We start from the raw sequence: 23,287 nt of genomic DNA on the forward strand, positions 1-23,287 counted from the left end.
CGGATCTAACCGCGCCAGCGTCCGTCCTGCCACAATTGTGCAAGTGACATCGGGTAGTTCGGGAAGGAGAATTCGAAACCGGCCGCCTTCAGTTTCGCATTGGAAACCCGCTTGTTCTCGCCGTAGAAGGAGCGCGCCATCGGGGTCAGTTCGGCGGTTTCGAAAGCCTGTTCCGGCGGCGGTTCGACGCCCATCAGCCGTGCCGCCTCGACGATCACGTCCTGCGGCGGCCCCGGCCGGTCGTCGGTGACATTATAGATGCCGCCGAGGCCGCGCTCCGACAGGAAGCGCGCCGCCGCGCCGATGTCCTCGACGCGGATGCGGTTGAAGACCTGGTCCTTCTTGATCAGCCGCCGCGCCGTGCCCTTTTCGAGATTGCAGAAGGCGTTGCGCCCCGGCCCGTAGATGCCGGAAAGACGCAGCACCGCCGCCGGAACGCCACGCTCGCGGCCCATTGCCAGCCAGCCTTCTTCCGCCTCGAGCCGCTCCTTCGAGCGTCCGGAGACAGGCACGCAAGGTGTTTCCTCGTTGATCCATGCGCCCTGGTGATCGCCATAGACGCCGACGGTGGAGAGATAGCCGATCCATTCGAGCCTCGGCAGCAGGCCGGCGCCGTCCTTATCGAGCAGTCGCAACAGCGGATCGGCCTTTCCCGGCGAGATCGACTGCACCAGATGAGTAACATCGGCCAAAGCCCGGACAAGTTCCTCTTCCATGGTCTCACCATCGAACAGGAATGCCTCGATGCCGGCGCGGCGGAGCGCTTTCATCTTCTCTGCCGAACGGGTCGTTCCGGAGACGCGCACGCCGTCGCCGGCGAAGGCCTTGGCAATCGCCGTGCCGGAAAAACCGCAGCCAAAGATCATCACATGCATCAGCCCACTCCCGCCAGTCGCCATTCGTTCAGTACGTCGTCGTCGCTCTCATCAGCCCTTTGTGCGGCAAAGGCCGAGAATTCGCCAGCCGCCATCAGCCTTGAAAGCGCCCAGACCGCCATCCCCCGCACCACCGGCGAGGCATCGTCGGCGAGCAGGCGGCATTGCGGGATGAGCGCCCTCTCGCCGGAATTGCCGGCAGCGATCAGCACGTTGCGGACGAAACGGTCACGGCCGATCCGCTTCACCGGCGAGCCGCTGAAAAAGGCACGGAAGGCGGTGTCGTCGAGTGTCAGCAGAAAGGCGATCGACGGCTCCTTCAGCTCTTCCCGCGCCTGCAGCTTCATTTCGGAGGCGGAGCTTGCGAACTTGTTCCAGGGGCAGGCGGCGAGACAGTCGTCGCAGCCGTAAATGCGGTTGCCGATCAGCACCCGCAGATCGGGGTTGATCGGACCCTTGTGTTCGATGGTGAGATAGGAGATGCAGCGCCGCGCGTCGATCTGGTAAGGCGCCGGAAAGGCGGCGGTCGGACAGACGTCGAGACAGGCGCGGCAGGAGCCGCAATGATCGATCTCCGGCGCATCGACGGCAAGATCGGCGGTGGTGAACATCGTGCCGAGAAACAGCCACGAACCATGTGTGCGGCTGACGAGATTGGTGTGTTTGCCCTGCCAGCCGAGACCGGCCGCCGCCGCCAGCGGCTTTTCCATGACCGGCGCGGTATCGACGAACACTTTCACGTCGGCACCGGCCCGCGCCGCAAAGCGCGTGGCGATCTCCTTCAACCGGCCCTTGATGAGGTCATGATAGTCGCGGTTGCGGGCATAGACGGAGATCGCCGCTTTGTCCGGCTTGTCGAGGATGCCGCGCGGATCTTCTTCCGGGGCGTAGTTGAGGCCGAAGACGACGACGGATCGCACGTCGCTCCAGAGGGTCAGCGGATCGCCGCGCCGCTCGCGCGTTTCCGCCATCCACTCCATCGTGCCGTGCCGCCTGGCATCGATGAACTCACCGAGACGCTGTTTGGCTTCGGGGATCGCGTCAGGGCGCGTGATGCGGCAGAGATCGAAGCCCTTGGCCGCAGATTCCGCCCGAACGAAGTCGGTCAAATTGTCGCGGCGCCGCCGCTCTTTGTCGTCTCTATAGGCTTCGGGCATGAAGAGCCCTCGTCAGAAATCCAGATCGGCATAGTGTGAAACGGGGGTCAGGCCGCGCACGCGCTCGGTCAGCATCGGCCGGAAAGACGGGCGGGACTTCAGCCGCTGATACCACTCCTTCACGACGGGGGCTTCGGCCCACTCGATCTCGCCGAGATAATCGAGGATCGACACCGAGGCGGCGGCGGCAAGATCCGCATAGCTCATTCGCTCCCCCGCCAGCCATTGGCGCGAGCCGGCAAGCCAGGTGAGATAACGCATATGCTGGCGGATATTCGCGCGGGCCGTGCGCAAAATCTTCGAATCCGGCGCTCCGCCACCCTGATCTGATGTCATCTGCAACTTGTAGACACGCTCACGTGCGAGCGGCTTCGTCACGTCGTTTTCCATTTTCTGCATGAACCATTCGGTCAGCCGACGGATTTCCGCCCGCTGGAAAGGATCCTCGGCGAGCAGCCGCCGGTCGCGCTTCAAGACCCCGTGCGTTTCGTCGAGATATTCGGAAATGACGCTCGCGCCACAAAGCGCACGCATGCTGTCGTCGACATAGACCGGCAACGTACCGGCCGGATTGAGCGCCAGGAAATCCCGGCGCTTCTCCCATGTCTGCTCTTCGATCAGATCCGTCTGATAGCCGTATTCCGCCAGGATCAGCCGGACGAAGCGAGATGCGGAGGACATGGGATGATGATAAAGCGTGGGCATCGATACTCGGGCTTTATGATTGCTGTTACAGGACTGTGTGGCAGCTCGTTTATAGCGCCTTAGTCATGACTCATTGGTTGAAGCTATAGGAGCTTGGCCCGGCCAATACAAGCGAATCGGCTTTCACGCCATCTGACAAGGGACAAAACACACGTCTTGCCTATGAGGATAACGGCTGCCTGATCGGCTCAGACGCAGCTCTGAGCATTTCCTGCAGGAGATGCTCGGTCCGAACGACCTTTAAACCGGAGACAATTTATGGACTATATCAATGCCGCCATTCTCGGTGTCATCGAGGGGATCACCGAGTTTCTGCCGATCTCCAGCACCGGCCATCTCATCATTGCAGAGCAATGGCTCGGCCACCGGTCGGACATGTTCAACATCGTCATTCAGGCGGGCGCCATCCTTGCCGTCACCATCATCTACTGGCGCCGCCTGCTGGATCTGGTGCTCGGCTGGCGCGAACCTGAGAATAGGGACTATGCCGCCAAACTGATCGTCGCATTTCTCATCACCGCAATCCTCGGGCTCGTCGTCAAGAAGCTCGGCTTTGAACTTCCCGAGACCGCGACGCCGATCGCCTGGGCGCTCATCATCGGCGGCGTCTGGATGATCTTTGCCGAATGGGCCGCCGCGCGCCGGCCGCCGCATAAGCAGATCACCTGGCTTGTCGCCATCCTGGTCGGCATCGCCCAGATCGTTGCCGGCGTCTTTCCGGGTACGTCACGCTCCGGCGCCACGATTTTCGTCGCCCTGTTGGCCGGCACCGGCAATCGCGCCGCAGCGACCGAATTTGCCTTTCTCGTCGGCATCCCCACAATGTACGCCGCAAGCGGCTATGAACTGCTGAAGACCTTCAAGGACGGCGGCGCGGCAGGTGAAGACTGGACGGCGCTCGCCATCGCCTTCGTAGTCTCCACGATCGTCGCTTTCATCGCCGTCAAATGGCTGCTCGCCTATATCAGAAGCAACCGCTTCACGCTGTTTGCCATCTACCGCATCATTCTCGGCGTCTTGCTGCTCGGCATGGCCGCGACTGGCCTGATCGCCTGAGGCATCCCCACCCGCAACGCATTCGCGCAACTCCCGGCGCGGATGCGATGCACCTATCGCGGCTGCTGATCCTGCGAAGCTGCCGGTGCCGTTTGATCACGGGGCGACATCCATGCGATCAATGCCATGGTTCGATGTCGGTATGGGCGAAGTCGTCGCCCTTGAAGAGGAGGGGCAGAGATAGGCTCTTCGCCAGCGCGTAGGCGGCACAATCGGCTTCTTTCTCGAAGATGGCGATCAGCGCAGACGTGTCGATGACGATCATACTGCGTTCAAGTCGTCGATGATCTCTTGCGGGCTGCGCGGATCGAGCACGGGCATGGCTGCAATCCTCTCCCCGAAGGCGAGCATCTCTTCCACTGTCATCCGGTGCTTCGGCTTATCGAGCACTCCGAAGGTGATGGCTTCACGCTTGATCGCGATGCGAACGACGTCTTCGGCGCTTCGCCCCGTACGGTCGGCGACTAGCCGCGCAAGGCGTTCGGTCTCTTGTGGCACCTGCAACATCTTTTCAACCTCTCAAAAGCCTTCCGACCACAGCTATTGAAAGTGTATTACAAGAGACGGTTTGCAATGACCTACCACGTCGGCTCGAAAACCGGCTTCGATTTTCGCAGGTCGATGCGTAATTTTCGGAGTGTTGGAGCATCCTTTGCGCGTCTGGCAAGACGCCCGGTCGTCAGTGGCTGATCGAAGCCGTCGAGCAAGGATCGACGCCGTAGGCCGGCGAGCAGTCGCCTTTGACCGCCGCGACCGAACCGGGCGCAACGAAGGAACCTGCCATGATAATCAGCGCCGCACACGCAAAAAGGAGCGCGATTGACTTGCCCATCGAGAAATGCCTTTCACAGTGATTGCCGCACGCCTTCGCAGACATTGAGTCCGTTGGAAGACGCGGGGTTTGGTAGTCAGTGGAATGACAAATAGCAATAAACGTTCCTGCTAAATTTGGTGTTAATTCCACAAAATTTCCGCTGCGCCTTTTATGCAACGCTGCTCGCTATAGCCGGCAGGAAAACAGGCCGAGCTTGCGCCGGCATGGCGGCGTCGCACACCGTTCAGGACGCCGCAACGGTTAAGGTGCTGCGGCAAAGCAAAACGCCGCCCGCAGGACCGGCGGACGGCGTTCTCGTTCCTCGGGAAAGATGGTCAGGCGGCCTTGCCGGAGCCGGTATACTGGCCGTGCGGACGGTACTGCACGAGGTAGGAGCCGAGCACCGAGGCCGGCATGGTCGGCGTAATGCCGAGGCCCTTCAATGTGCGGCCTTCCGCCTCGGCTTCTGGGGATACGACGTTGTCGCGCTTGAGCAGGCGCACCTGGTCCGGCGTGATCGGCGGTGTCACGAAGGGGATCAGCGAGGCGATGCTGCCGATCAGCGAAGCCAGACCGAAGGGCAGGGACACCAGCGGGTTCTTGCGGCTCGTCACCTTCAGCATCATCTCGAGACATTCGCGGAAGCTCAGCACCTCGGGTCCGCCGAGTTCATAGATCTTGCCGCCGGCAACCTTGCCGTCGACGGCGCGGGCGACCGCCTCGGCGACGTCCTCGACATAAACGGGCTGGAATTTCGTCTTGCCGCCGCCGACCAGCGGCAGGACAGGCGACATACGGGCCATGTCGGCAAACTTGTTGAAAAAGCTGTCCTCCGGTCCGAAGACGATCGACGGACGAAAGATCACCGCATCGGGCTTGATGGAGAGAATGGCCGCTTCCGCGCGGCCTTTGGTGCGGCCATAACCCGAGTCGGAATCGGCGTGGGCGCCGATGGCCGAAATATGGGTGAGGGTCGCGCCGGCATTGCGCGTCGCTTCGGCAACGGCACGTCCGCCGAATTCCTGCACCGCGTCGAAAGTGTTGCGGCCGGTCTGGTGCAGGATGCCGACGCAGTTGATGACGTGGCTGGCGCCCTCGACGGCACGGTCGATCGAGTTGCGATAGCGCAGGTTCGCCTGCACGAAGGAAATCTGGCCGACATTGCCGAGCGGCTGCAGGAAGCCGGCGAGATCGGGCCGGCGCACGGCGACGCGGATGCGGTAGCCGCGCTTGGCGAGCGCCCGCACCACATGCCTGCCCACGAAGCCGGAGCCTCCGAACACGGTGACGAGCGGCGGCAGGTTGGCAAGGGTCATGGCAGGCTCCTCGAAAGGCTGTGCGGGATGCTGTATCGGCTCCGTCTTAGCCGAATCCCGGCGCGACGGGAAGGCCTATCGCGCTGCGAGTTTTGCGGATGCGAAGGGACTCAGACGCCTTCGACGACCACCATTTCCGCATCCGCCACTTCCTGGCGGATTTTCGCGGCGATCTGGTATTCCGGCGAGTTGTAGCAGTCGACCGCATGCTGCATCGACGGGAATTCGATCACGACGTTGCGGGCGCGCGCCTTGCCCTCGAGCTCGGTGATGGCGCCGCCGCGCGCCAGGAAATTCGCGCCGTATTTTTCGAAGGCCGGTTTGGCCGCAGCCACGTAATCCTTGTAGCGCTCGGCGTCACGAACGTCGACGCGGGCGATCCAATATGCCTTGGCCATGATCTTCTCCCTTGTGCTTTTGAATTCAGCGGTTTGCCGGCCAGAGCGCGCTCACCATCTCATCGAGGAGGGCGCGGGCCGCCTCTTTCGGATCGGGCGCCTTGACGATCGGCCGGCCGACGACGAGATGGGTTGATCCTGCTTTCAGCGCGTCGAAAGGCGTCATCACCCGCTTCTGGTCGCCCTTGTCGCTGCCGGTCGGGCGAATGCCGGGCGTGACGATCGCCATGTCGGGACCGACGATCTCCCGCACTTCGGTCGCCTCCGCCGCCGAGCAGACGATGCCGCCCATGCCGGCGGCGCGGGCCTGCCCGGCGCGGCTGAGCACCAGGCTGTGCGGGTCCTGGCTATAGCCGGCCTCGGCAAGGTCCTCGGCATCCATCGAGGTCAGCACGGTGACGCCGAGCAGGCAGAGGCCGGAGCCGGCCGCCGCCTCCACTGCCGCTCTCATCGCCTTCGGATAGGCATGCAGCGTCAGCATCGACATGCCCATCTTGGCGATATTCTCGACGCCTGACGCGACTGTGTTGTCGATGTCGAGCAGCTTCATGTCGAGAAAGATCTTCTTGCCGCCGGCGGCAAGGTCGCGGGCGAATTCGAGACCGCCGGCAAAGACCAGCTGATAGCCGATCTTATAAAAGAGAATGTCGTCGCCGAGCGTGGAAACCAATCTTTCCGCCTCGCCGATCGTTGGTACATCCAGGCCGACGATCAACCGCTCGCGTGCGTCCATGTGAAGTCACCCCCGCCAGTCTTCGATGGGCGTCCAGTCGCATGTTAGGCCGAGATCCGCAAGGCCGAAAGCATAGAGATTGCCGCCGCCGGCCGGTTGGTCGCGGTCGCGGGCGATCGGCCGGCCCGCCAGATGGCATTTGAGCAGCGTGCCGACGCCGCCATGGCCGACGAAGGCGATCGGTGCGACCGGATCATGCGTGGCGAGAACGGCCTTGACCGCCGCGACGATGCGGGCCTGCGCGTCGACGGCGCGCTCCCAACCTTTGAAGCTTTGTTCCGGATGGGCAAAGAACCAGTTGGCCGCCTCTTCGAATTGCGGCGGCGGCAGGAAACCGGTGGCCGAACGGTCGTTCTCGTGCATGTCATGGACGATCTCGACGCTGATGCCGGAGGCTGCCGCCAGGATTTCGGCCGTTTCGATCGCCTTCGTCTCGTCGCTGGAGACGATGCGCGTCAGCCGTTTGGTCCAGTCGCTCTCGGCAGCTCTGCGGGCGCGCGCGGCGCCGACATCGGAAAGGCCCCATTTCGGCACGGGAACATTCGCATCGATCCTGACTTGCGGATGGGTGACATAGAGCCCGAACATCTCAACCGCGCCGGTAGATCCACAGCTGCGCCGGCGGGATGTTGCGCATGACGAAGTCGAAGTGCTGTATGTGATAACGATCGGGATTGGCGGCGATCGGCGAAATCGCGCCGTAGGAAATCTGCACCACAGGCCGGCCGGCAGGCAGGCGGTCGAGCAGGCTTTCGAGCAGCGAGACGCGCATCGCCATTGGAAAATTCAAGAGCGGAATGCAGGAGATGACGCAATCGAACGTCCGGTCGCCGTAGTCGCCGAGCGTGGTCTTGAGATCGAAGGCATCGCCGTTGATGAAGTGCACGCCGGGATAGGTTCGCAGCAGATGCTGGTGGAAATCCGTCGAATATTCGATTGCCACGAGATTTTCCGGTTTCACGCCCCGGCCGAGGATCGCCTTGGTGATGGCCCCCGTGCCCGGGCCGAGTTCCAGCACCGGCAGCCCCGAATGCATATCGATGACGCTGGCCATGCGCTTGGCCGTAATCGAAGAGGTCGGCACGATCGAGCCCACCGTCTTTGGCCCCTGCATCATGCCCCGGAAGAAGCGGATTTCCTCATCAAATCTCTTCCCGAGGTGTTCCTTCACCTTGACCCGTAAGCGCATTCTCCACCCATCCGCACGTTGATCGACTGTCTTAATATGCTGCTCGTCGTTCCCGGGACAAGGATTTTCGCAACGAGGACATCGGCATCAACAGCTCATGCAGCCTTTCGCTGGGAATGAGGCATGAGGTCGGCAAGTCTTTCGCTCAAATGGCCGGCGTCGACAGGCGCGCGAAGTTTCTTATCGGTGTTGTCGAAATAAAGATAGACGTCGCGACCCCTGGCTCTCGCCGGCAGCGGTGCAACTATCCGCGTCGCATTCTCTGGTTCTCCGCCCTGTGCCCAGGCGCGGATGCGCTCGGCCCATAGATCGAGCGCTTCGTCTTCATAGCCGCTGACATAGAGCTGTTCGGATCCATGCAGGCGGCAATAGATGAAGTCGGCAGTGATATCCATCAGCAGCGGCCATTTCCCCGTATCGGCGCAGACCAGCGCCGCCTTGTGCCGCCGGAGCATCTCGATGAACTCGGCTGAGCGGAAGCTGTCGTTACGGATTTCGAACGCATGGCGGATCGGCTGGTGTCCGTCGCTTTTGAGCCAGGGCTGTTTGAGGCGATCGTCATGCCGCTTGGCAAGCGTGATCGCCGCATCATGATCATGCGGCAGCAACGACAGGAAATTTTTGAAACGATCCGGATCGAAGACCATGTTGGCTGGGAATTGCCAGAGGATCGGCCCGAGCTTGGGGCCGAGCCTGAGCAGGCCCGAGGCGAAGAAATTGGCAAGCGGCGCCTCGATATCCTTCAGTCGCCGCACATGGGTGAGGAAGCGCGGTCCCTTGACCGCAAAGACGAAATCATCAGGCGTTTCGTCCCGCCAGCGGCCGAAACTTTCGGGCTTCTGCAATCCGTAGAAGGTGCCGTTGATCTCGATCGAACGGAAGTGACAGGCGGCGTAGGAAAGCTCCTGCTTCTGCGGCAGGCCTTCCGGATAGAATTGCCCGCGCCAGGGCGCATAGGTCCAGCCGGAAATGCCGATGCGCACCGCTCCCGTCTTTTTCATCCTGAAACCTCCTGTTTGACAGGAGGAAAACCGAAAGCGGCCGCCTTCGTTCCGTCAGACGCGCATCGGCATCAAGACGTAGAGCGCGTCGTCACCGGCGGTGTCGCGGATCAGCGTCGGCGAGCCGGCATCCGCCAGCAGGAAGATCGCTTCCTCGCCGGAAAGCTGCGCGGTGATGTCGAGCAGATATTTGGCATTGAAGCCGATTTCCATCGCATCCGTGTCGTAGCCGACGGCAACTTCTTCCGCAGCGCTGCCGGAATCCGGATTGTTGACGGTCAGCATCAGCTGCCCTTCGGAAAGCGCCAGCTTCACGGCGCGCCCGCGCTCGGAGGAGATCGTCGAGACGCGGTCGACGGCCTGGGCGAAGGTCGTGCAATCGACGCGCATTTCCTTGTCGTTGCCGGTGGGGATGACGCGCTGGTAATCGGGGAAGGTGCCGTCGATCAATTTCGAAGTCATGACGATCGAGCCGATCGTCATGCGGATCTTGGCGTCTGAAACTTCGACGGTGACGATCGCTTCCGGATTGTCGACCAGCTTCTGCAGTTCCCCGACCGTCTTGCGCGGAATGATGATGCCGGGCATGCCCTCGGAGCCCGACGGCGCGTCGACATCGGCGCGGGCCAGCCGGTGGCCGTCGGTCGCGACCGCCCTGAGCTTCAGCTCACCATTGCTCTCGATCGTGTGGAAGAAGATGCCGTTCAGATAATAACGCGTCTCTTCCGTCGAGATCGCGAACTGGGTGCGGTCGATCAGCATCTTCAGATCGGTCGCCTTCAGCTTGAAGGAATGCGTGAAGGTGCCGGCGGTCAGATCCGGGAAATCGGATTCCGGCAGGCACTGCAGCGAGAATTTCGAGCGGCCGGACTGGACGGTCATCGAGCCGCCGTCGGTGCTGGTCGCCAGCAGCACTTCGGCGCCATCGGAAAGCTTGCGCACGATATCGTAGAGAAGGTGGGCGGGAACGGTGGTGGCGCCAGGCTGCTCGACGCTTGCCGGCGTCGCCTCGGTGATTTCGAGGTCGAGGTCGGTCGCCTTCATGTCGAGGTTCTGGCCATCGGCCTTGAGCAGTACGTTGGACAGGATCGGGATCGTGTTGCGACGTTCGACCACACGGTGGACGTGGTTCAGCGATTTCAGAAGGTTTGACCGCTCAATAGTAATACGCATGGGATGCTACCGCTTTCGACCGTGACTGCCCGGGCGCATCGAAGGCCCGAAGAATGCTTTCCCGATTTAGGTCGGGGGAGTGGACGGGCAAAATGGCAGACTTCAGCATTGGATGGCAAGAGGCATGGACGGCTGAGCCCCCGCATTTCAGGTTTTCCGGAGCAATCCTCACAGAAATCCCAACCCTTGCCGAAGCGGCGCCGCTCGCCCATAAAGGCCCGATGAGGGGCGAAGGGCCGTCGGGACGAAGGCAAATGGCATGAACGAGCAAACCACAGCGGAGGGCGCCGGCCGGCGAAGCTTCCGCCTGCACAACATGGCGGTGCCGGCGCGGCCGCTGGAACCGGCGCTCTATCTGGTCGCGACCCCCATCGGCAATCTCGGCGACATCACGCTGCGCGCACTGGAGACGCTGGCCGGCGCCGACGTGCTCGCCTGCGAGGATACGCGTGTCACCCGCGTTCTGCTCGACCGCTACGGCATCCAGAACCGTCCCTTCGCCTACCACGAGCACAATGCCGACGAAGCCGGTCCGCGGCTCATCCAGGCGCTGGAAGCCGGCCGCTCGGTGGCGCTGGTGTCCGATGCCGGCACGCCGCTCGTCTCCGATCCCGGCTACCGGCTGGCCCGGCAGGCAATTGCCGCCGGTTACCGCGTCATTCCCATTCCAGGCGCCTCGGCGCCACTCGCCGCCCTGGTCGGTTCCGGCCTGCCGAACGACGCCTTCCTCTTTGCCGGCTTTCTGCCGGCCAAGGACAAGGCCCGCCGCGATCGTCTCGGCGAACTGGCTGCAGCCCCGGCGACGCTGATCTTTTTTGAATCGCCCCATCGCATCGGTGCGACGCTTCTTGCCGCCGCCGATGTGCTCGGCCCGGCCCGGACGGCTTGCGTCTGCCGCGAATTGACCAAGACCTATGAAGAATTCCGCCGCGGCACGCTGGCCGAACTCGCCGCCCATTATCAGCAGGTGGAAAATGTCAGGGGCGAGATCGTCCTCGTCGTCGGTCCGCCGCAGCCGGCCGAAACGTCCGAGGCCGATGTCGACGCCGTGCTTGCGGACCTGTCTATGTCGATGCCCACGGCAAAGGCAGCGACCGAGGCCGCCCGTCTCACCGGCCTGCCGCGCAAGGCGCTCTACCAGCGCCTGCTGGAGATGAAGAGCGGCAATGGGCGATAAAGACCTCACCGCCACCAAACGGAAAGCGCTGCGCCGCGGCCGCATGTCGGAATATGTCGCCGCCGCCTTCCTGATGCTGAAGGGCTACCGCATCCTGGCGCTGCGCCACCGCACCAGGCTCGGCGAGATCGATATCGTCGCCCGCAAGGGCGATCTCGCCGTCTTCGTCGAGGTCAAGGCCCGCCATGGCGAGGCTGCGGCCATCGACGCCGTCTCCATTGGCGCTCAGAAGCGGATCCGGGCGGCAAGCGATCTCTGGCTTGCCCGCCAGGCGGATCAAGCTCGCCTTTCCCAGCGCTACGACATTGTCGCGGTCATGCCCGGCCGGCTGCCGCGGCACTTTCCCGACGCCTTCTGAGGACTTGCGGCGCTGTCGAGTTGCCGGATTGTTAAAATTTTAGTCCCGCGTTGAACGAGCTCCTTACCTCTCTCTGCTACCCACCGCCGCGGTAGGGATTAAGAATCGGGGGTTGTTGCATGGCCTGGAAGATGATGCTTGCAAGTGCGGTCGGCATGGCTGCGCGCTCGGTGCCTTATATCGCGCTGAAGCCGGCCGGGAAATCCTTCGTCGCGCATGCGAGCGGCCACCTGCCGCTGAAATCGACGCCGATCAATCCCGACTGGATCATCAGCGGCAATCCTGAAGCCCGCACCGCCGAACATTCGCGCGGCCATGACGAGGCGTCGCTGACGGCGATCTGGGACTGCACGGCGGGCGAATTCCGCTGGTATTTCGGCTGGGACGAGACCGTGATGATCCTCGAAGGCGAGGTCCACATCATCGCCGAGGATGGCACGGAACGGACCCTGTGCACCGGCGACGTCGCCTTTTTCGCAGGTGGAACCTGGGCGAGCTGGCGGGTCGACACTTACGTCCGCAAGGTCGCCTTCCTGCGCAAGCCTTTCCCGAAGCCTTTGGCGATCGCCTACCGGCTGCGCAACATGCTGCGCAACGGCGGCAGCCAGGGCATCGCCGCCTGAAAATTGCGACCGCCGCAAGCCTTCGATGACCGTTGCGTTTGATGCCGGGCCGACCTACATCTGTCCGGCATTCAGCGAGGGACGGAAATGGCCAAGATCACCAATGTAGCGGTCCAGATGGATCATGTCGCCGGCATCAATATCGCAGGTGACTCCACCTTCGCCATGAGCCTGGAAGCGCAATCGCGCGGCTACAGGCTCTTCCATTACACCCCCGAGCGCCTGAGCTTCCGCGATGGCAAGCTCTTTGCCAGCGTCGAGCCGATGGTGCTGCGCGACGTCAAGGGTGATCACTTCGAGCTTGGCGCGCCCGAGCGCGTCGATCTCTCGACCATGGACGTGGTGCTGCTGCGCCAGGATCCGCCCTTCGACATGGCTTACATCACCTCGACGCATCTGCTCGAGCGCATCCACCCGAAGACGCTCGTCGTCAACGATCCGGCCTGGGTGCGCAATTCGCCGGAGAAGATCTTCGTCACCGAATTCTCCGACCTGATGCCGAAGACGCTGATCACCAAGGATCCCGCCGAAATCCGCCGCTTCCGCGACGAGATGGGCGACATCATCCTGAAGCCGCTCTACGGCAATGGCGGCGCCGGCGTCTTCCATTCCACCCGCGACGACCGCAATCTCTCTTCGCTCTTGGAAATGTTCGGCCAGCTTTTCCGCGAGCCCTTCATCGCCCAGCAATATCTGCCCGACGTGCGCAAGGGCGACAAGCGCATCATCCTCGTCGACGGCGAATTTGCCGGCGCCATCAATCGCGTGCCGGCCGAGCATGACAGCCGCTCCAACATGCATGTCGGCGGCCGTGCTGAGGCGACCGAACTGACGGCGCGCGAAAAGGAAATCTGCGAGCGCATCGGCCCGGCGCTCAGGGAACGTGGCTTCCTGCTCGTCGGCATCGACGTGATCGGCGATTACATGACCGAGATCAACGTCACTTCGCCCACAGGCATCCGCGAGGTCCGGAAGTTCGGTGGCGCCGATATCGCGGCCCTGCTCTGGGACGCGATCGAGCGCAAGCGTGGCTGAGGCTGCGATCGGGTACAACCGCGCTCACTGCTGATTATCTGCCTGCGTTCTTTTATTGTTCTTGTTTTAGTCCTGCGTCCGTGCCAGATTGCAACCGCTGGCTTTCAACGGCCACGGGGCGGTCTCTAAGAGTTTGCGGGACAAGGGTGGGCATATGGTCGCGCGTGTCAGTACGGTAGCATTCCAGGGCATCGAAGGCGTGCCGGTCGAGGTCCAGGTCATGATCGCGCCTGGCAAGGTCGGCATGCAGATCGTCGGCCTGCCCGACAAGGCGGTGGCCGAAAGCCGCGAGCGCGTGCAGGCCGCTCTTCATGCCTCCGGCCTGGCGCTGCCGGGCAAACGGGTGACCGTCAACCTGGCGCCGGCCGATCTGCCGAAGGAAGGCTCGCATTTCGATCTGCCGATCGCGCTGGCCCTGATGGCTGCCCTCGGCGCCATTCCTGCCGATGCGCTCTCGGATTATGTCGTCGTCGGCGAACTCAATCTCGACGGCACGATCGCCGCAATCGCAGGCGCGCTGCCGGCCGCCATCGGCGCCAATGCGCTCGGCAAGGGGCTGATCTGCCCGGCCGAAAGCGGCGCCGAAGCCGCCTGGGCCGGCGCCGAGGTCGATATTCTCGCACCGCGCAGCCTGATTGCCCTTGCCAATCATTTCCGCGGCACGCAGGTGCTCTCCCGGCCGGAGCCGTCGATCCGCGCCAATGCCGCCAACCTGCCGGATCTTGCCGAGATCAAGGGCCAGGAAAGCGCCAAGCGCGCGCTCGAGGTTGCGGCCGCCGGCGGCCACAACCTGCTGATGGTCGGGCCTCCCGGCTCCGGCAAGTCGATGCTGGCGGCAAGGCTGCCCTCGATCCTGCCGCCGCTCTCGCCCGCCGAATTGCTGGAAGTGTCGATGGTCCATTCGATCGCCGGCCAGCTCACCGGCGGCAAGCTGTCCGATCGCCGGCCTTTCCGCACCCCGCATCATTCCGCCACCATGGCCGCGCTCGTCGGCGGCGGCATCCGCGCCCGTCCGGGCGAGGCCTCGCTCGCCCATCATGGCGTGCTGTTCCTCGACGAGTTTCCCGAGTTCACGCCGCAGGCGCTCGATGCGTTGCGCCAGCCGCTCGAAGGCGGCGAATGCGTCATTGCCCGTGCCAATCACCGCGTCTCCTATCCCGCCAAATTCCAGCTGATCGCGGCGATGAACCCCTGCCGCTGCGGCATGGCCGGTGAGCCCGGCCACACCTGCGCCCGCGGCCCGCGCTGCATGAGCGATTACCAGGCCCGCATCTCCGGCCCGCTGATGGACCGCATCGATATCCGCATTGACGTGCCCGCCGTCTCAGCCGCCGACCTCATCCGCCCGATGGCGGCCGAGGCCAGCGCCGACGTCGCCCGCCGCGTCACCCGCGCCCGCGAACTCCAGCAACAGCGCTTCGAAGCCGCCGGCGCCAAGGGCATCGGCACCAATGCCCGCTGCTCCACCGCGATGATCGAAAAACTCGCCGAACCCGACGCCGCCGGCTTGCAGCTCTTGCGCGACGCCGCCGAAAAAATGAAATTCTCCGCCCGCGGCTACCACCGCGTCCTCAAGGTCGCGCGCACGCTCGCCGACCTCGACGACAAACCGACAGTCGGCCGTTTGCATCTCGCCGAAGCGATTTCCTATCGCATTGCTGGGGAGAGGCTGACGGCGGCAGCGTAAGAAGAAAGGACCTTCTGACAAGGCGGTGGCCGCGAGCGGGTGCAGGCGGCCCTTCATGCCTCCGGCCTCGTTGCCGGCAAAGCGGGTGACCGTCAATCTGGCCCCGGCCGATCTGCCGAAAGAGGGCTCGCATTTCGATCTGCCAATTGCGCTCGCTTTGATAGCGGCGCTGGGCGCCATTCCCGCCGATGTGCTGTCGGAATATCTCGTCGCTGGCGAAGTCAACCTCGACGGCACGATTGCTGCCATTGCAGGCGGGCTGCCGGCCGCGATCGGCGCCAATGCGCTCGGTAAGGGGCTGATCTGCCCGGCCGAAAGTAGCGCCGAAGCCGCCTGGCCGGCGCCGAGGTCGATGTTCTCGCACCGCGCAGCCTGGTTGCGCTTGCCAATCATTTCCGCGGCACCCAGGTGCTGTCGAGGCCGGAGCCGTCATCCGCGCCAATGCCGCCAACCTGGCGGATCTTGCCGAGATCAAGAGCCAGGAAAGCGCCAAGCGTGCGCTCGAAGTGGCGGCGGCCGGTGGCCATAATTCCTCGCGATATAAACGAAAGACCTACGAGCGATATCCAATGAATTTCATCGGGGACGGCACGAAAAACGGCTGTTACAAGCATTTTACGCAAGCTACGATAGAGCAAAATCACAGGAACTCTCGCGCGATGGCAGACAAGCCCACCCTAATGGATGCAAAGGTAACCGGATCTTGGCTGGTCCATCACACCAATAAACTCCAGCATTTCAGCGGAGCGTCGGGCTTTGACCGCATTTTGAGCGCGGGCAAGGCTACGAAACTCCTCTCGGCCCTTTCTGCAACCCAGCAGAACGTCGTCGATATGCCTCGGGTAGAAGTGCTTGCCACAGCCGCGAATATGACCCCATTCGAGCTTCAGGGCGCTCTCTGGGCGCTGGAACAGCAACAACTGCTTCAACGGAGCGCCTCGGGTGTTGAGGTGTACGGCGTCACGAGTGCGACTGTTTTGCAGCGAGGCGCTGAAGTTTTTGCTGCACTCTCGCCACGCCCGGAAGAGTTGGCCGCAATTTCCCTCGCGGAGCTAGCTTCGTCGGAGCCGGTTGAGAAAAAAGAGGCGACGCGCCGGATCTCCGAGACCTTCGAAATGACCGCTGCGGCAACCGACGAATTTCTGCTGCAGACCGAACGTACTCGTCTAGTTGACTGGGAAAAGCATGATGCGGGAGCCGTCGTTTATTTCAACGGAAACCTATTCAAGGGCGGGGATATCAAAAAGGTCTCCGCCATCCTGAGCCACCTGAACCCGAGGGAACGTGCTCTCCTGACCGAGGTCGAGGATCGATTGCGAAAGCAGGGCTGCCTAGCCGTCACCGAAATCGAAAAGGTAATCGGCGCGCAACTGTTCGAGAGGCTCAACTCGATAGGCTTCTTCGATGTCAATCTGGTGAGCAATCGGACAGAAAGTGTTTCCTTCGCAACGCGCCCTGCGGCGTTCGGGAAGTATGCCAACGGCAATATCGATGAAGGTCTTGACCTTGCAAAGGCATTTGTAAGTTCGCTGACTTATGGCATCACGCGACGGCACCCCAATCAGGGCAGGATACGCCGTATCGAAGACCTCCTCGGTCGGCTTCTCAGAGGCGAATGGACCGCGGCTGCGACCGCTATTGGCGAGGATTACGTGGCCTTGGAGCTTCGAGGGGTTGTCGAGCTACGCAGGGGACCATCTTATGGTCACCAGATGCGGTTGAGGAAACACGACGTTGGGCAAATGGCTCTACAGGTTTTGCAGTCCGGGGACGCGAGCGACATGCCGTTGCTGAAAGAGATACCCTCTGCTCAGGTCACTGGCTATACCGGACCGGAGGAAACCCGTACGCTGGTACGAAAACAGCAGCTACCGGAAAGCCAAAGGGTGGTCCGAAATATGCTGGAAGTTCTGCGGACTGGGGGCGGACGATAGATGACTGTCTCGTTAGATAAGGGCATGTCGATGGAGGAGCGCGTACGAAGCTACTTCATCAGAAGCGGATACTACACCCTCAGGGGTGTCCCATTCACCTACGGAAAATTTGATGTCACCGATGTGGACCTATGGCTTTACGATCGGCCTTCTCCGGTCTCTCGGCACAGAATTGTCGTGGACATCAAGAACAAAAAGACGCCTCAAGCCATTGAGCGAATTTTTTGGGCAAAGGGACTGGCTGCGACGCTCGACCTCGATCAGGCGATCGTTGCGACCACCGACAAGCGGCCCGATGTGGCCGAGTTTGGAAGGCAGCACGGGGTCGTTGTGCTGGATGGAAATTTCCTAAGTCGCCTCGCAAACCTTTCTCCGTCCGACCGGATGTCGGAGGAGGATTTTGTAGGCACTATTGATGCCTTCGCAGATCAAAAGGTTGCCGGCGATTGGAAGGGTCGGCTCAGATCCTCTAAGTCTCGCGTTCTTAACGGTTTAGGCTATAACGAGGTCAATGCATGGCTCACGGACGCGAGGTTTTTCGCGGAGCAGAGCCTCATAGTTCCATTGCACAAGGCAACTGCTTGCCGATTACTGTACGTTGTTTCATCTTTGGTTGCCGTGGGAATCGACTTCGTCCTAAGGGATCTCGCTTTCGCAGAGCAGGATGCGAAGGTCGACGAACTCAATAATGGACTTCAATTTGGGTCATCGGGCGCAAAAGGCGCCGCTCACGTCATCGACATAGCTATCGGCTTGGTCGATCAGTACGCCCCTGAGATGCGAGGACTGGGTAGCAAAATTCGCCGAGGGGTCGAAAGCGACCTTGAGGCAGTTCAAACTCACATTCCAGCAGAGTACTTCGGCCGTCCCAGTACGGCGCAGAGCCTCTACAACATCGCTCGGGAACTCGAGAATGCGGCGTTTTTGACTAGTTTCAGGAGCCCCAATGATCTCAGCGTTGATGCCAAAAGTATGCTCTCGGTGCTGCTCGATTTTTGGGGAATGGACCGGTCATGCTTTTTCTTGAACCTGAAGGGCGCAGAACCTAGCAGAGGACCCCGTCAACCCGAATCGCCACCGCAATCGAATCGGCTCCTCTAAGCGCCGAAAATTGGCTCAAAAATCTGAGGGGTCGATCTCGATTGATGCGGAGGCTGCTCCCCCCGCCGCCCATGGCGTTGAGATCACAGGAGAAGCAGGGCGACATCCACTAGTTAACGGCTGCCGCTACCAGGCCGCAAGACGACTGTCTGGAACGCAAGCGCCCCCCAGACGCGTCTCGCAACGACACCAAGAAGGAATAATATCATGCCGTTAAACGCAGAGTTGCGCGACAAGGTTTTGTCGTACAGCGACCAGTACCTTCCATCCGCGGAGCAGGTGGGCAGGTACTTCGATTTCATCGACAAGATAGAGCTGCGAGCCATGTTGGCGTCGGAGTTTTTGGCGGCGCGATATATTTATAAGCTTGGAGAAGCCCTGAATGTTTCAGATCAGAAACTCGCTGCACACGCAAAATTCCAGATAGTTCAGTACGCTTCGATATACGAAGCGGTTATCGTCTATATTCTTTGGAGCAAGTTTGCAAGTTCAGACGAAGTAACAGCCATTGAATACTATTCTGCATTTCGGAAGGCGACCTCTGTTCCAAAGGATATCTCAATTACAACGGCAAATGACGAGGAAGTCTTTCTTTGTATCGAGACCCGCCGAAAAAATACTCAGCACTCGATCAAGTTTGACGACAAGGTTGATGCTGCGGTTTCAATTGGATTCGTGGATCAGAAACTCGGCGAGGAAATTAAGGAATTCTATCGTTTGAGAAACGGCATACATATCGAAAACGCTCTAAAAAATGAGATAAACTATGAGCTGCAGCAATCACTCTTGGCCTATCGGCGCATAAAGCCCTTCACGATTGGCGTAAGAGAGTTTCTGCGCTCGGGGACCCTGCCGGAAGAGGCTCGCCCTAAGTCTATTCAGGAGTCCGAACCTGATGACTTAGGACTTGGGGAGTGAGCCGAGGATCCTTTCATAGGCGACGGGAAGCTCGCCATTCAAGCTTCAGCAGCCGCGCGCAATCCACCGTTATTACGTTACGCGCAATCCACTTCAGTCTGGCCCTCTAAATTCGGATCGTCTTCAATATGGATAACTCCAAGGTAGAAGGCTTCGGAATGCCTTCAGATCGAGTAACCGAGCCATGCCTCACATATATGGCACGCATTATGGACCTGCGAAGGTTCATTCACTTCTACTACGGGTTCGTCCAGACGTCGGCCGCCCTTGCGGAAGTCATCCCACCGCAGGAGAAAACCAACCTGTCAGGTCAGCAGCAAAGCTTACTGGCTTATAACTATTCCGACCAGCGGCCATTGGTTAACGAGATCATGCTATCGCGCGCCGTCGAGAGCTTTGATCTGTACCTAACTACTGTACTCCGCGACATTTTCCGCGCTCGGCCAGAAGTGTTGAAATCTGAGGGCACGATTGAAGTTGCGGCAATCATTGATGCCGGAAACTACGACGCTTTGATTTGGCAGATCGTCGAGCGAAAGGTCCATGACCTAGCTTACAAGCCGCTGTCGGAGCTGCGGAAATTTATTCACACCCGCACAGGTGTTGACCTGTTTGACACGAGTGAGGCGTTCGAACTCACCATTTTGGTATCGGAGATAAGAAACCTGATCGCGCACAACGACTGCATCATCAACGACCACTTCAAGAGACGAACCATGAGCGTCCGGATGCTCGTAGACGTCTCTGAAACAGGCAGAGTGAAGATCGAGGACGATTGGCTACGCGACGCGTGCTATCAGCTGGACGACATCGTATTCAGGTTTGACGAGCGGGTAGCCAAGAAATTCGATCTAAGATCGTTAAACCGAATGACCTCGTTCATTTTGCGGAGTTAGCGGGAAAATCATTCCGGCATGTCGTTGTGTAAGTGCTACGCCCGAAATGGGATTGCGGAGGGGTCTATCTCAACATCCTTGTAGCCACATGCCAGCAACTTCTGTTGTTGCGTTCGTTCGCCCCTCTGTGGTCTGCATTCGGACGTCCGAACTTCTGGACATGATCCAATCGGATAGTTCGGAAAGTCCCATTACCCTTGACCTTGCCTCTTAAATCTTATCCAAATTTTAAGTTCGCTCCAGCCGACCAGATCAGCAAGAGCAAGGGGCGCCGCAGCGCCCCAATATTTTCCCGAAGATTAAGAATGGGAAAGCGGAGCTAAAGCTCTACGTCAGCTCCCCAGCCCCTCAAACAGCGCCGTCGAAAGATACCGCTCGGCAAATGACGGTATGATCACGACAATGTTCTTGCCCGCGTTCTCCGGACGGCTGCCGACCTTGATCGCCGCCGTCAGCGCCGCGCCCGAGGAAATGCCGACCGGGACGCCTTCCAGCCGGGCGACTAGGCGCGCCTGTTCGAAGGCTTCGTCGTTGGTGACGGTGACGACCTCGTCGTAGATGCCGGTGTCGAGGATCTTCGGGGCGAAGCCGGCGCCGATGCCCTGGATCTTGTGCGGGCCGGGATTGCCGCCGGAGAGAATGGGGGAATCGGCGGGCTCGACGGCGATGATCTGGATTTCGGGTTTATGGCTTTTCAGCACCTGACCGACGCCGGTGATCGTGCCGCCGGTGCCGATGCCGGAGACGACGATGTCGACGGTGCCGTTGGTGTCGTTCCAGATTTCCTCGGCCGTCGTCTTGCGGTGGATTTCAGGATTGGCGGGATTTTCGAATTGCTGCGGAATGATGGCGTCGGGCAGCGACTCCGCCAGTTCCTCCGCTTTGGCGATCGCGCCCTTCATGCCCTTGGCCCCTTCGGTCAGCACCAGCTCGGCGCCGAGCAGCGCCAGCATCTTACGGCGCTCGACAGACATGGTTTCGGGCATGGTGAGGATCAGCCGATAGCCCTTGGCAGCGGCGGCAAAGGCGAGCGCGATGCCGGTATTGCCGGAGGTCGGTTCGATCAGCACGGACTTGCCGGGGGTGATCCGCCCTTGCGCTTCGAGGCTTTCGATCATCGCCACGCCGATGCGGTCCTTGACCGAGGCGATTGGGTTGAAGAATTCGAGCTTGCCGATCAGGTTGGCCACGACGCCTTTTTCCCGCGCCAGCTTGTCGAAGCGCACGAGCGGCGTGTCGCCGATGGTCTCGGTGATCGAGGAATAGATGCGGCCGCGGCCGGGCTTGTGCGACATGGTGTGCTCTCCCTTGAAATTCCGTTTCTGAAATCGAGGAGGAGAATAGGGTCAAAGGCCGCAGGAGGCCAGAGCGCGTTCGCTTCCGGCGCGCGGACGGGAGAGAAAATAAGCTTTGAAAACCGTTTCCTTGCGGATGTTTATTTCAGGCCGCCCGCGTGGCGATGAAGGCGGCCGTGCCGGCCAGAATGCCGGCCGCAACCCGGTTCAGCGCCTGCAGGGCGCGCGGCTGTTTCAGCATCGTGCGTGCCCGCGAGGCCAGCAGCATATAGGGCACCAGCACTGATATCAGCACGACGAAGGTGACGGCGAGCAGAAGCGCATAGTCGCGCAAACCGATATTGCCGATATCGATCAGCGTCGGCGCCAGCGCGACATAAAACAGCATCGTCTTCGGATTGCCGAGCGTCACCAGCAGACCGGAAAGGAAGGACAGGCCGATATTGCTGGATTTCTTCGCCGCAATATCCTGCGGCAGCAGCCCCGCCGTCCAGAGTTTCCAGGCGATGTAGCCGAGATAGAGGGCGCCGGCGATCTTGATGATGAGGAAGACTTCCGTGAAAGTCTGTGCCACGAAGGCAAGGCCGAGAATGACTGCGGTGAGATAAGTCATGTCGCCGAGCACTAGGCCGAGCCCCATGAAGAAGGTCTCGCGGAAATTCGAGCCGAGCGCGCGGGCGACGATTGCGGTAATCCCCGGCCCGGGAATGGCGGCTGCAATGAACAGCGCTCCGGCATAGGCAAGCAAGGCGGCAAGGCTCATGTGTGGGCTCCCTCTTGCCAGCTGTTTTATATCCGCCAAGCCGTACCAATCAATCCGCCTGAATTGATGGGTCCATCACCAGAAGAAATGCCTGCCGACCTTGTGCCTACCCCTGTCCTCAGCCTTGAAGTGCCCGAGGTCGCAGCCAGCGCGGCGTCCAGCCGAGGTTCATGCCGGCGGCAGCCAAGAGGATGATGGCGGCGCCTGCAATCTGCATCGGCTGCAGCGCGTGGCCGAAGGCCAGCCGGTCGACGAGAATGGCGGCAATCGGATAGAGGAAGGACAAGGCCCCGGTCAGATGGGTCGGCAGCCGCTGGATGGCGCCGTAGAGCAGCACATACATCAGCCCGGTATGGACGACGCCGATCGAAACCAGGATTGCCCAGCTTCCGGCATCCTGAGGGGACTGCGAAAAATCGGTCATCGGCGCCAGCATCAACATGCCGGTCGCGACCTGGATCAGTGCGATCAAATGCGGCGGCGTGCCTTTCAGCCATTTCGCGGCAAGCGCTGCCAGCGCGTAGAAGAAAGCCGCGCCCAGCGCCATCAGGATGCCGAGGCCGTAGCTCTCGAACGTATCGCCGCTTCCGCCCGGTTTTGCCTGGACGATCGCTATCATGCCGGCAAAAGCGAGCGTCAGCCAGAACAGCTTGGCGGCGGTGATCTTCTCGCCGAGAAACAGCGCGCCGAGCACCAGCAGCATGAAGGGCTGGGTGTTGTAGACGGTGGTGGCGATCGAGATCGTCGCATGCGAGTAGGAGGCGAAGAGCAGCAGCCAGTTAACGACGATGGCGATGCCGCCGAAGACGGCGATGGCGAAGGTGCGCAGCGTGAGGATGCCTGGCCGCAGCAGCCCGAGAGCGCCGCAGATGACAAGCAGGGTGAGCGCGCCGAACAGGCAGCGCCAGAAAACCACGCCGCTGACCGGCTGGCCCGACATGACGACGAACCAGCCGATCGTCCCCGAGATCAGCATCGCTGCCGTCATTTCCGCCGTGCCCCTTTTGATGTCGCCGCTCATGATCGCCTCCGTTTTTGCTGGGGTGATAATATTGCGGGAACACCCGAAATTATATAATGATA

The 23,287-nt window shown here is 61.1% G+C and carries 24 protein-coding genes and 2 pseudogenes; 11 read left to right on the forward strand and 15 right to left on the reverse strand.

Going from position 1 to position 23,287, the window contains the following annotated elements:
• Nucleotides 1-5: 5 nt before the first annotated feature.
• The 3 genes from Tal182_RS01730 to Tal182_RS01740 are packed head-to-tail and all read right to left on the reverse strand — an operon-like array spanning nt 6 to nt 2,737.
• Nucleotides 6-875, reverse strand: coding sequence for an SDR family oxidoreductase (locus tag Tal182_RS01730; RefSeq protein ID WP_085857871.1), 870 nt, complete (start codon nt 873-875; stop codon nt 6-8).
• Nucleotides 875-2,032 carry a tRNA epoxyqueuosine(34) reductase QueG gene (gene queG, locus Tal182_RS01735; protein ID WP_085857872.1) on the reverse strand — a complete coding sequence of 386 codons (1,158 nt, stop codon included), beginning with the start codon at nt 2,030-2,032 and terminating at the stop codon, nt 875-877. The genes Tal182_RS01730 and queG overlap by 1 nt, the downstream gene beginning before the upstream one ends.
• 12 nt (nt 2,033-2,044) lie before the next feature.
• Nucleotides 2,045-2,737 (reverse strand): glutathione S-transferase family protein, encoded by a 693-nt coding sequence (locus tag Tal182_RS01740; RefSeq protein ID WP_064800381.1) that lies wholly within the window; start codon nt 2,735-2,737, stop codon nt 2,045-2,047.
• A gap of 258 nt (nt 2,738-2,995) precedes the next feature.
• Here Tal182_RS01740 and Tal182_RS01745 point away from each other — a divergent pair, with 258 nt between their 5' ends.
• Entirely contained in the window at nt 2,996-3,793 is a 798-nt protein-coding gene (locus tag Tal182_RS01745; protein WP_064800382.1) for an undecaprenyl-diphosphate phosphatase, read from the forward strand.
• Between the two features lie 118 nt (nt 3,794-3,911).
• Here Tal182_RS01745 and Tal182_RS01750 read toward each other — a convergent pair.
• From Tal182_RS01750 to dnaN, 9 genes and pseudogenes are all read right to left on the reverse strand, one after another.
• Nucleotides 3,912-4,010 (reverse strand): annotated as a pseudogene (locus Tal182_RS01750) (type II toxin-antitoxin system VapC family toxin); the annotation flags it as partial.
• A 44-nt stretch (nt 4,011-4,054) separates the two neighbouring features.
• A complete protein-coding gene (locus tag Tal182_RS01755) occupies nt 4,055-4,300 on the reverse strand; it encodes a type II toxin-antitoxin system VapB family antitoxin (RefSeq protein WP_085857873.1) in 246 nt (81 codons plus the stop codon).
• 642 nt (nt 4,301-4,942) lie between these two features.
• Nucleotides 4,943-5,923: a complex I NDUFA9 subunit family protein gene (locus Tal182_RS01760; protein WP_085857874.1), complete on the reverse strand. Its 981-nt coding sequence runs from the start codon at nt 5,921-5,923 to the stop codon at nt 4,943-4,945.
• A gap of 110 nt (nt 5,924-6,033) precedes the next feature.
• On the reverse strand, nt 6,034-6,321 hold the full coding sequence (locus Tal182_RS01765) for a DUF1330 domain-containing protein (RefSeq protein WP_064800384.1): 288 nt from the start codon (nt 6,319-6,321) through the stop codon (nt 6,034-6,036).
• 25 nt (nt 6,322-6,346) lie between these two features.
• The gene (pyrF, locus tag Tal182_RS01770; RefSeq protein WP_085857875.1) at nt 6,347-7,054 is read right to left on the reverse strand and encodes an orotidine-5'-phosphate decarboxylase; all 708 of its coding nucleotides are present in this window, start codon (nt 7,052-7,054) and stop codon (nt 6,347-6,349) included.
• 6 nt (nt 7,055-7,060) lie between these two features.
• Nucleotides 7,061-7,642, reverse strand: coding sequence for a histidine phosphatase family protein (locus Tal182_RS01775; RefSeq protein ID WP_085857876.1), 582 nt, complete (start codon nt 7,640-7,642; stop codon nt 7,061-7,063).
• 1 nt (nt 7,643) lies between these two features.
• Nucleotides 7,644-8,243: a phospholipid N-methyltransferase PmtA gene (gene pmtA, locus Tal182_RS01780; protein WP_064809338.1), complete on the reverse strand. Its 600-nt coding sequence runs from the start codon at nt 8,241-8,243 to the stop codon at nt 7,644-7,646.
• Between the two features lie 95 nt (nt 8,244-8,338).
• A complete protein-coding gene (locus Tal182_RS01785) occupies nt 8,339-9,244 on the reverse strand; it encodes a DUF72 domain-containing protein (protein ID WP_085857877.1) in 906 nt (301 codons plus the stop codon).
• A 54-nt stretch (nt 9,245-9,298) separates the two neighbouring features.
• Nucleotides 9,299-10,417 (reverse strand): DNA polymerase III subunit beta, encoded by a 1,119-nt coding sequence (gene dnaN, locus Tal182_RS01790; protein WP_085857878.1) that lies wholly within the window; start codon nt 10,415-10,417, stop codon nt 9,299-9,301.
• Between the two features lie 259 nt (nt 10,418-10,676).
• Between dnaN and rsmI the strand changes: the two genes are divergently transcribed.
• From rsmI to Tal182_RS01840, 10 genes and pseudogenes are all read left to right on the forward strand, one after another.
• Nucleotides 10,677-11,594 (forward strand): 16S rRNA (cytidine(1402)-2'-O)-methyltransferase, encoded by a 918-nt coding sequence (gene rsmI / locus Tal182_RS01800; protein WP_085857879.1) that lies wholly within the window; start codon nt 10,677-10,679, stop codon nt 11,592-11,594.
• Nucleotides 11,584-11,952 carry a YraN family protein gene (locus Tal182_RS01805; RefSeq protein WP_085857880.1) on the forward strand — a complete coding sequence of 123 codons (369 nt, stop codon included), beginning with the start codon at nt 11,584-11,586 and terminating at the stop codon, nt 11,950-11,952. Before rsmI ends, Tal182_RS01805 begins: the two co-directional genes overlap by 11 nt.
• 119 nt (nt 11,953-12,071) lie before the next feature.
• Nucleotides 12,072-12,575: a cupin domain-containing protein gene (locus tag Tal182_RS01810; protein ID WP_085857881.1), complete on the forward strand. Its 504-nt coding sequence runs from the start codon at nt 12,072-12,074 to the stop codon at nt 12,573-12,575.
• Nucleotides 12,576-12,662: 87 nt separating this feature from the next.
• Entirely contained in the window at nt 12,663-13,610 is a 948-nt protein-coding gene (gshB, locus tag Tal182_RS01815; protein ID WP_064800393.1) for a glutathione synthase, read from the forward strand.
• Nucleotides 13,611-13,764: 154 nt separating this feature from the next.
• Nucleotides 13,765-15,297, forward strand: coding sequence for a YifB family Mg chelatase-like AAA ATPase (locus Tal182_RS01820; protein ID WP_085857882.1), 1,533 nt, complete (start codon nt 13,765-13,767; stop codon nt 15,295-15,297).
• Between the two features lie 30 nt (nt 15,298-15,327).
• Nucleotides 15,328-15,827 (forward strand): annotated as a pseudogene (locus Tal182_RS01825) (magnesium chelatase domain-containing protein); the annotation flags it as partial.
• A gap of 129 nt (nt 15,828-15,956) precedes the next feature.
• The gene (locus Tal182_RS32075; protein ID WP_164517740.1) at nt 15,957-17,231 is read left to right on the forward strand and encodes a hypothetical protein; all 1,275 of its coding nucleotides are present in this window, start codon (nt 15,957-15,959) and stop codon (nt 17,229-17,231) included.
• Nucleotides 17,232-18,332 carry a hypothetical protein gene (locus Tal182_RS01830; RefSeq protein WP_085857883.1) on the forward strand — a complete coding sequence of 367 codons (1,101 nt, stop codon included), beginning with the start codon at nt 17,232-17,234 and terminating at the stop codon, nt 18,330-18,332.
• A 207-nt stretch (nt 18,333-18,539) separates the two neighbouring features.
• Nucleotides 18,540-19,250 (forward strand): hypothetical protein, encoded by a 711-nt coding sequence (locus Tal182_RS01835; protein WP_085857884.1) that lies wholly within the window; start codon nt 18,540-18,542, stop codon nt 19,248-19,250.
• Nucleotides 19,251-19,378: 128 nt separating this feature from the next.
• Nucleotides 19,379-20,146: a hypothetical protein gene (locus tag Tal182_RS01840; protein ID WP_125461452.1), complete on the forward strand. Its 768-nt coding sequence runs from the start codon at nt 19,379-19,381 to the stop codon at nt 20,144-20,146.
• A 332-nt stretch (nt 20,147-20,478) separates the two neighbouring features.
• On the opposite strand, the gene cysK is transcribed toward Tal182_RS01840, so the two are convergent.
• The 3 genes from cysK to Tal182_RS01855 all read right to left on the reverse strand — a co-directional run bounded on the left by cysK (nt 20,479) and on the right by Tal182_RS01855 (nt 23,225).
• A complete protein-coding gene (cysK, locus tag Tal182_RS01845; protein WP_085857886.1) occupies nt 20,479-21,441 on the reverse strand; it encodes a cysteine synthase A in 963 nt (320 codons plus the stop codon).
• Nucleotides 21,442-21,586: 145 nt separating this feature from the next.
• Nucleotides 21,587-22,204 carry a LysE family translocator gene (locus Tal182_RS01850; RefSeq protein WP_064800396.1) on the reverse strand — a complete coding sequence of 206 codons (618 nt, stop codon included), beginning with the start codon at nt 22,202-22,204 and terminating at the stop codon, nt 21,587-21,589.
• A 118-nt stretch (nt 22,205-22,322) separates the two neighbouring features.
• Nucleotides 22,323-23,225 carry a DMT family transporter gene (locus tag Tal182_RS01855; protein WP_085857887.1) on the reverse strand — a complete coding sequence of 301 codons (903 nt, stop codon included), beginning with the start codon at nt 23,223-23,225 and terminating at the stop codon, nt 22,323-22,325.
• Nucleotides 23,226-23,287: the final 62 nt, after the last annotated feature.

Source organism: Rhizobium sp. TAL182 (assembly GCF_002117725.1).
Lineage (GTDB): Bacteria > Pseudomonadota > Alphaproteobacteria > Rhizobiales > Rhizobiaceae > Rhizobium > Rhizobium esperanzae.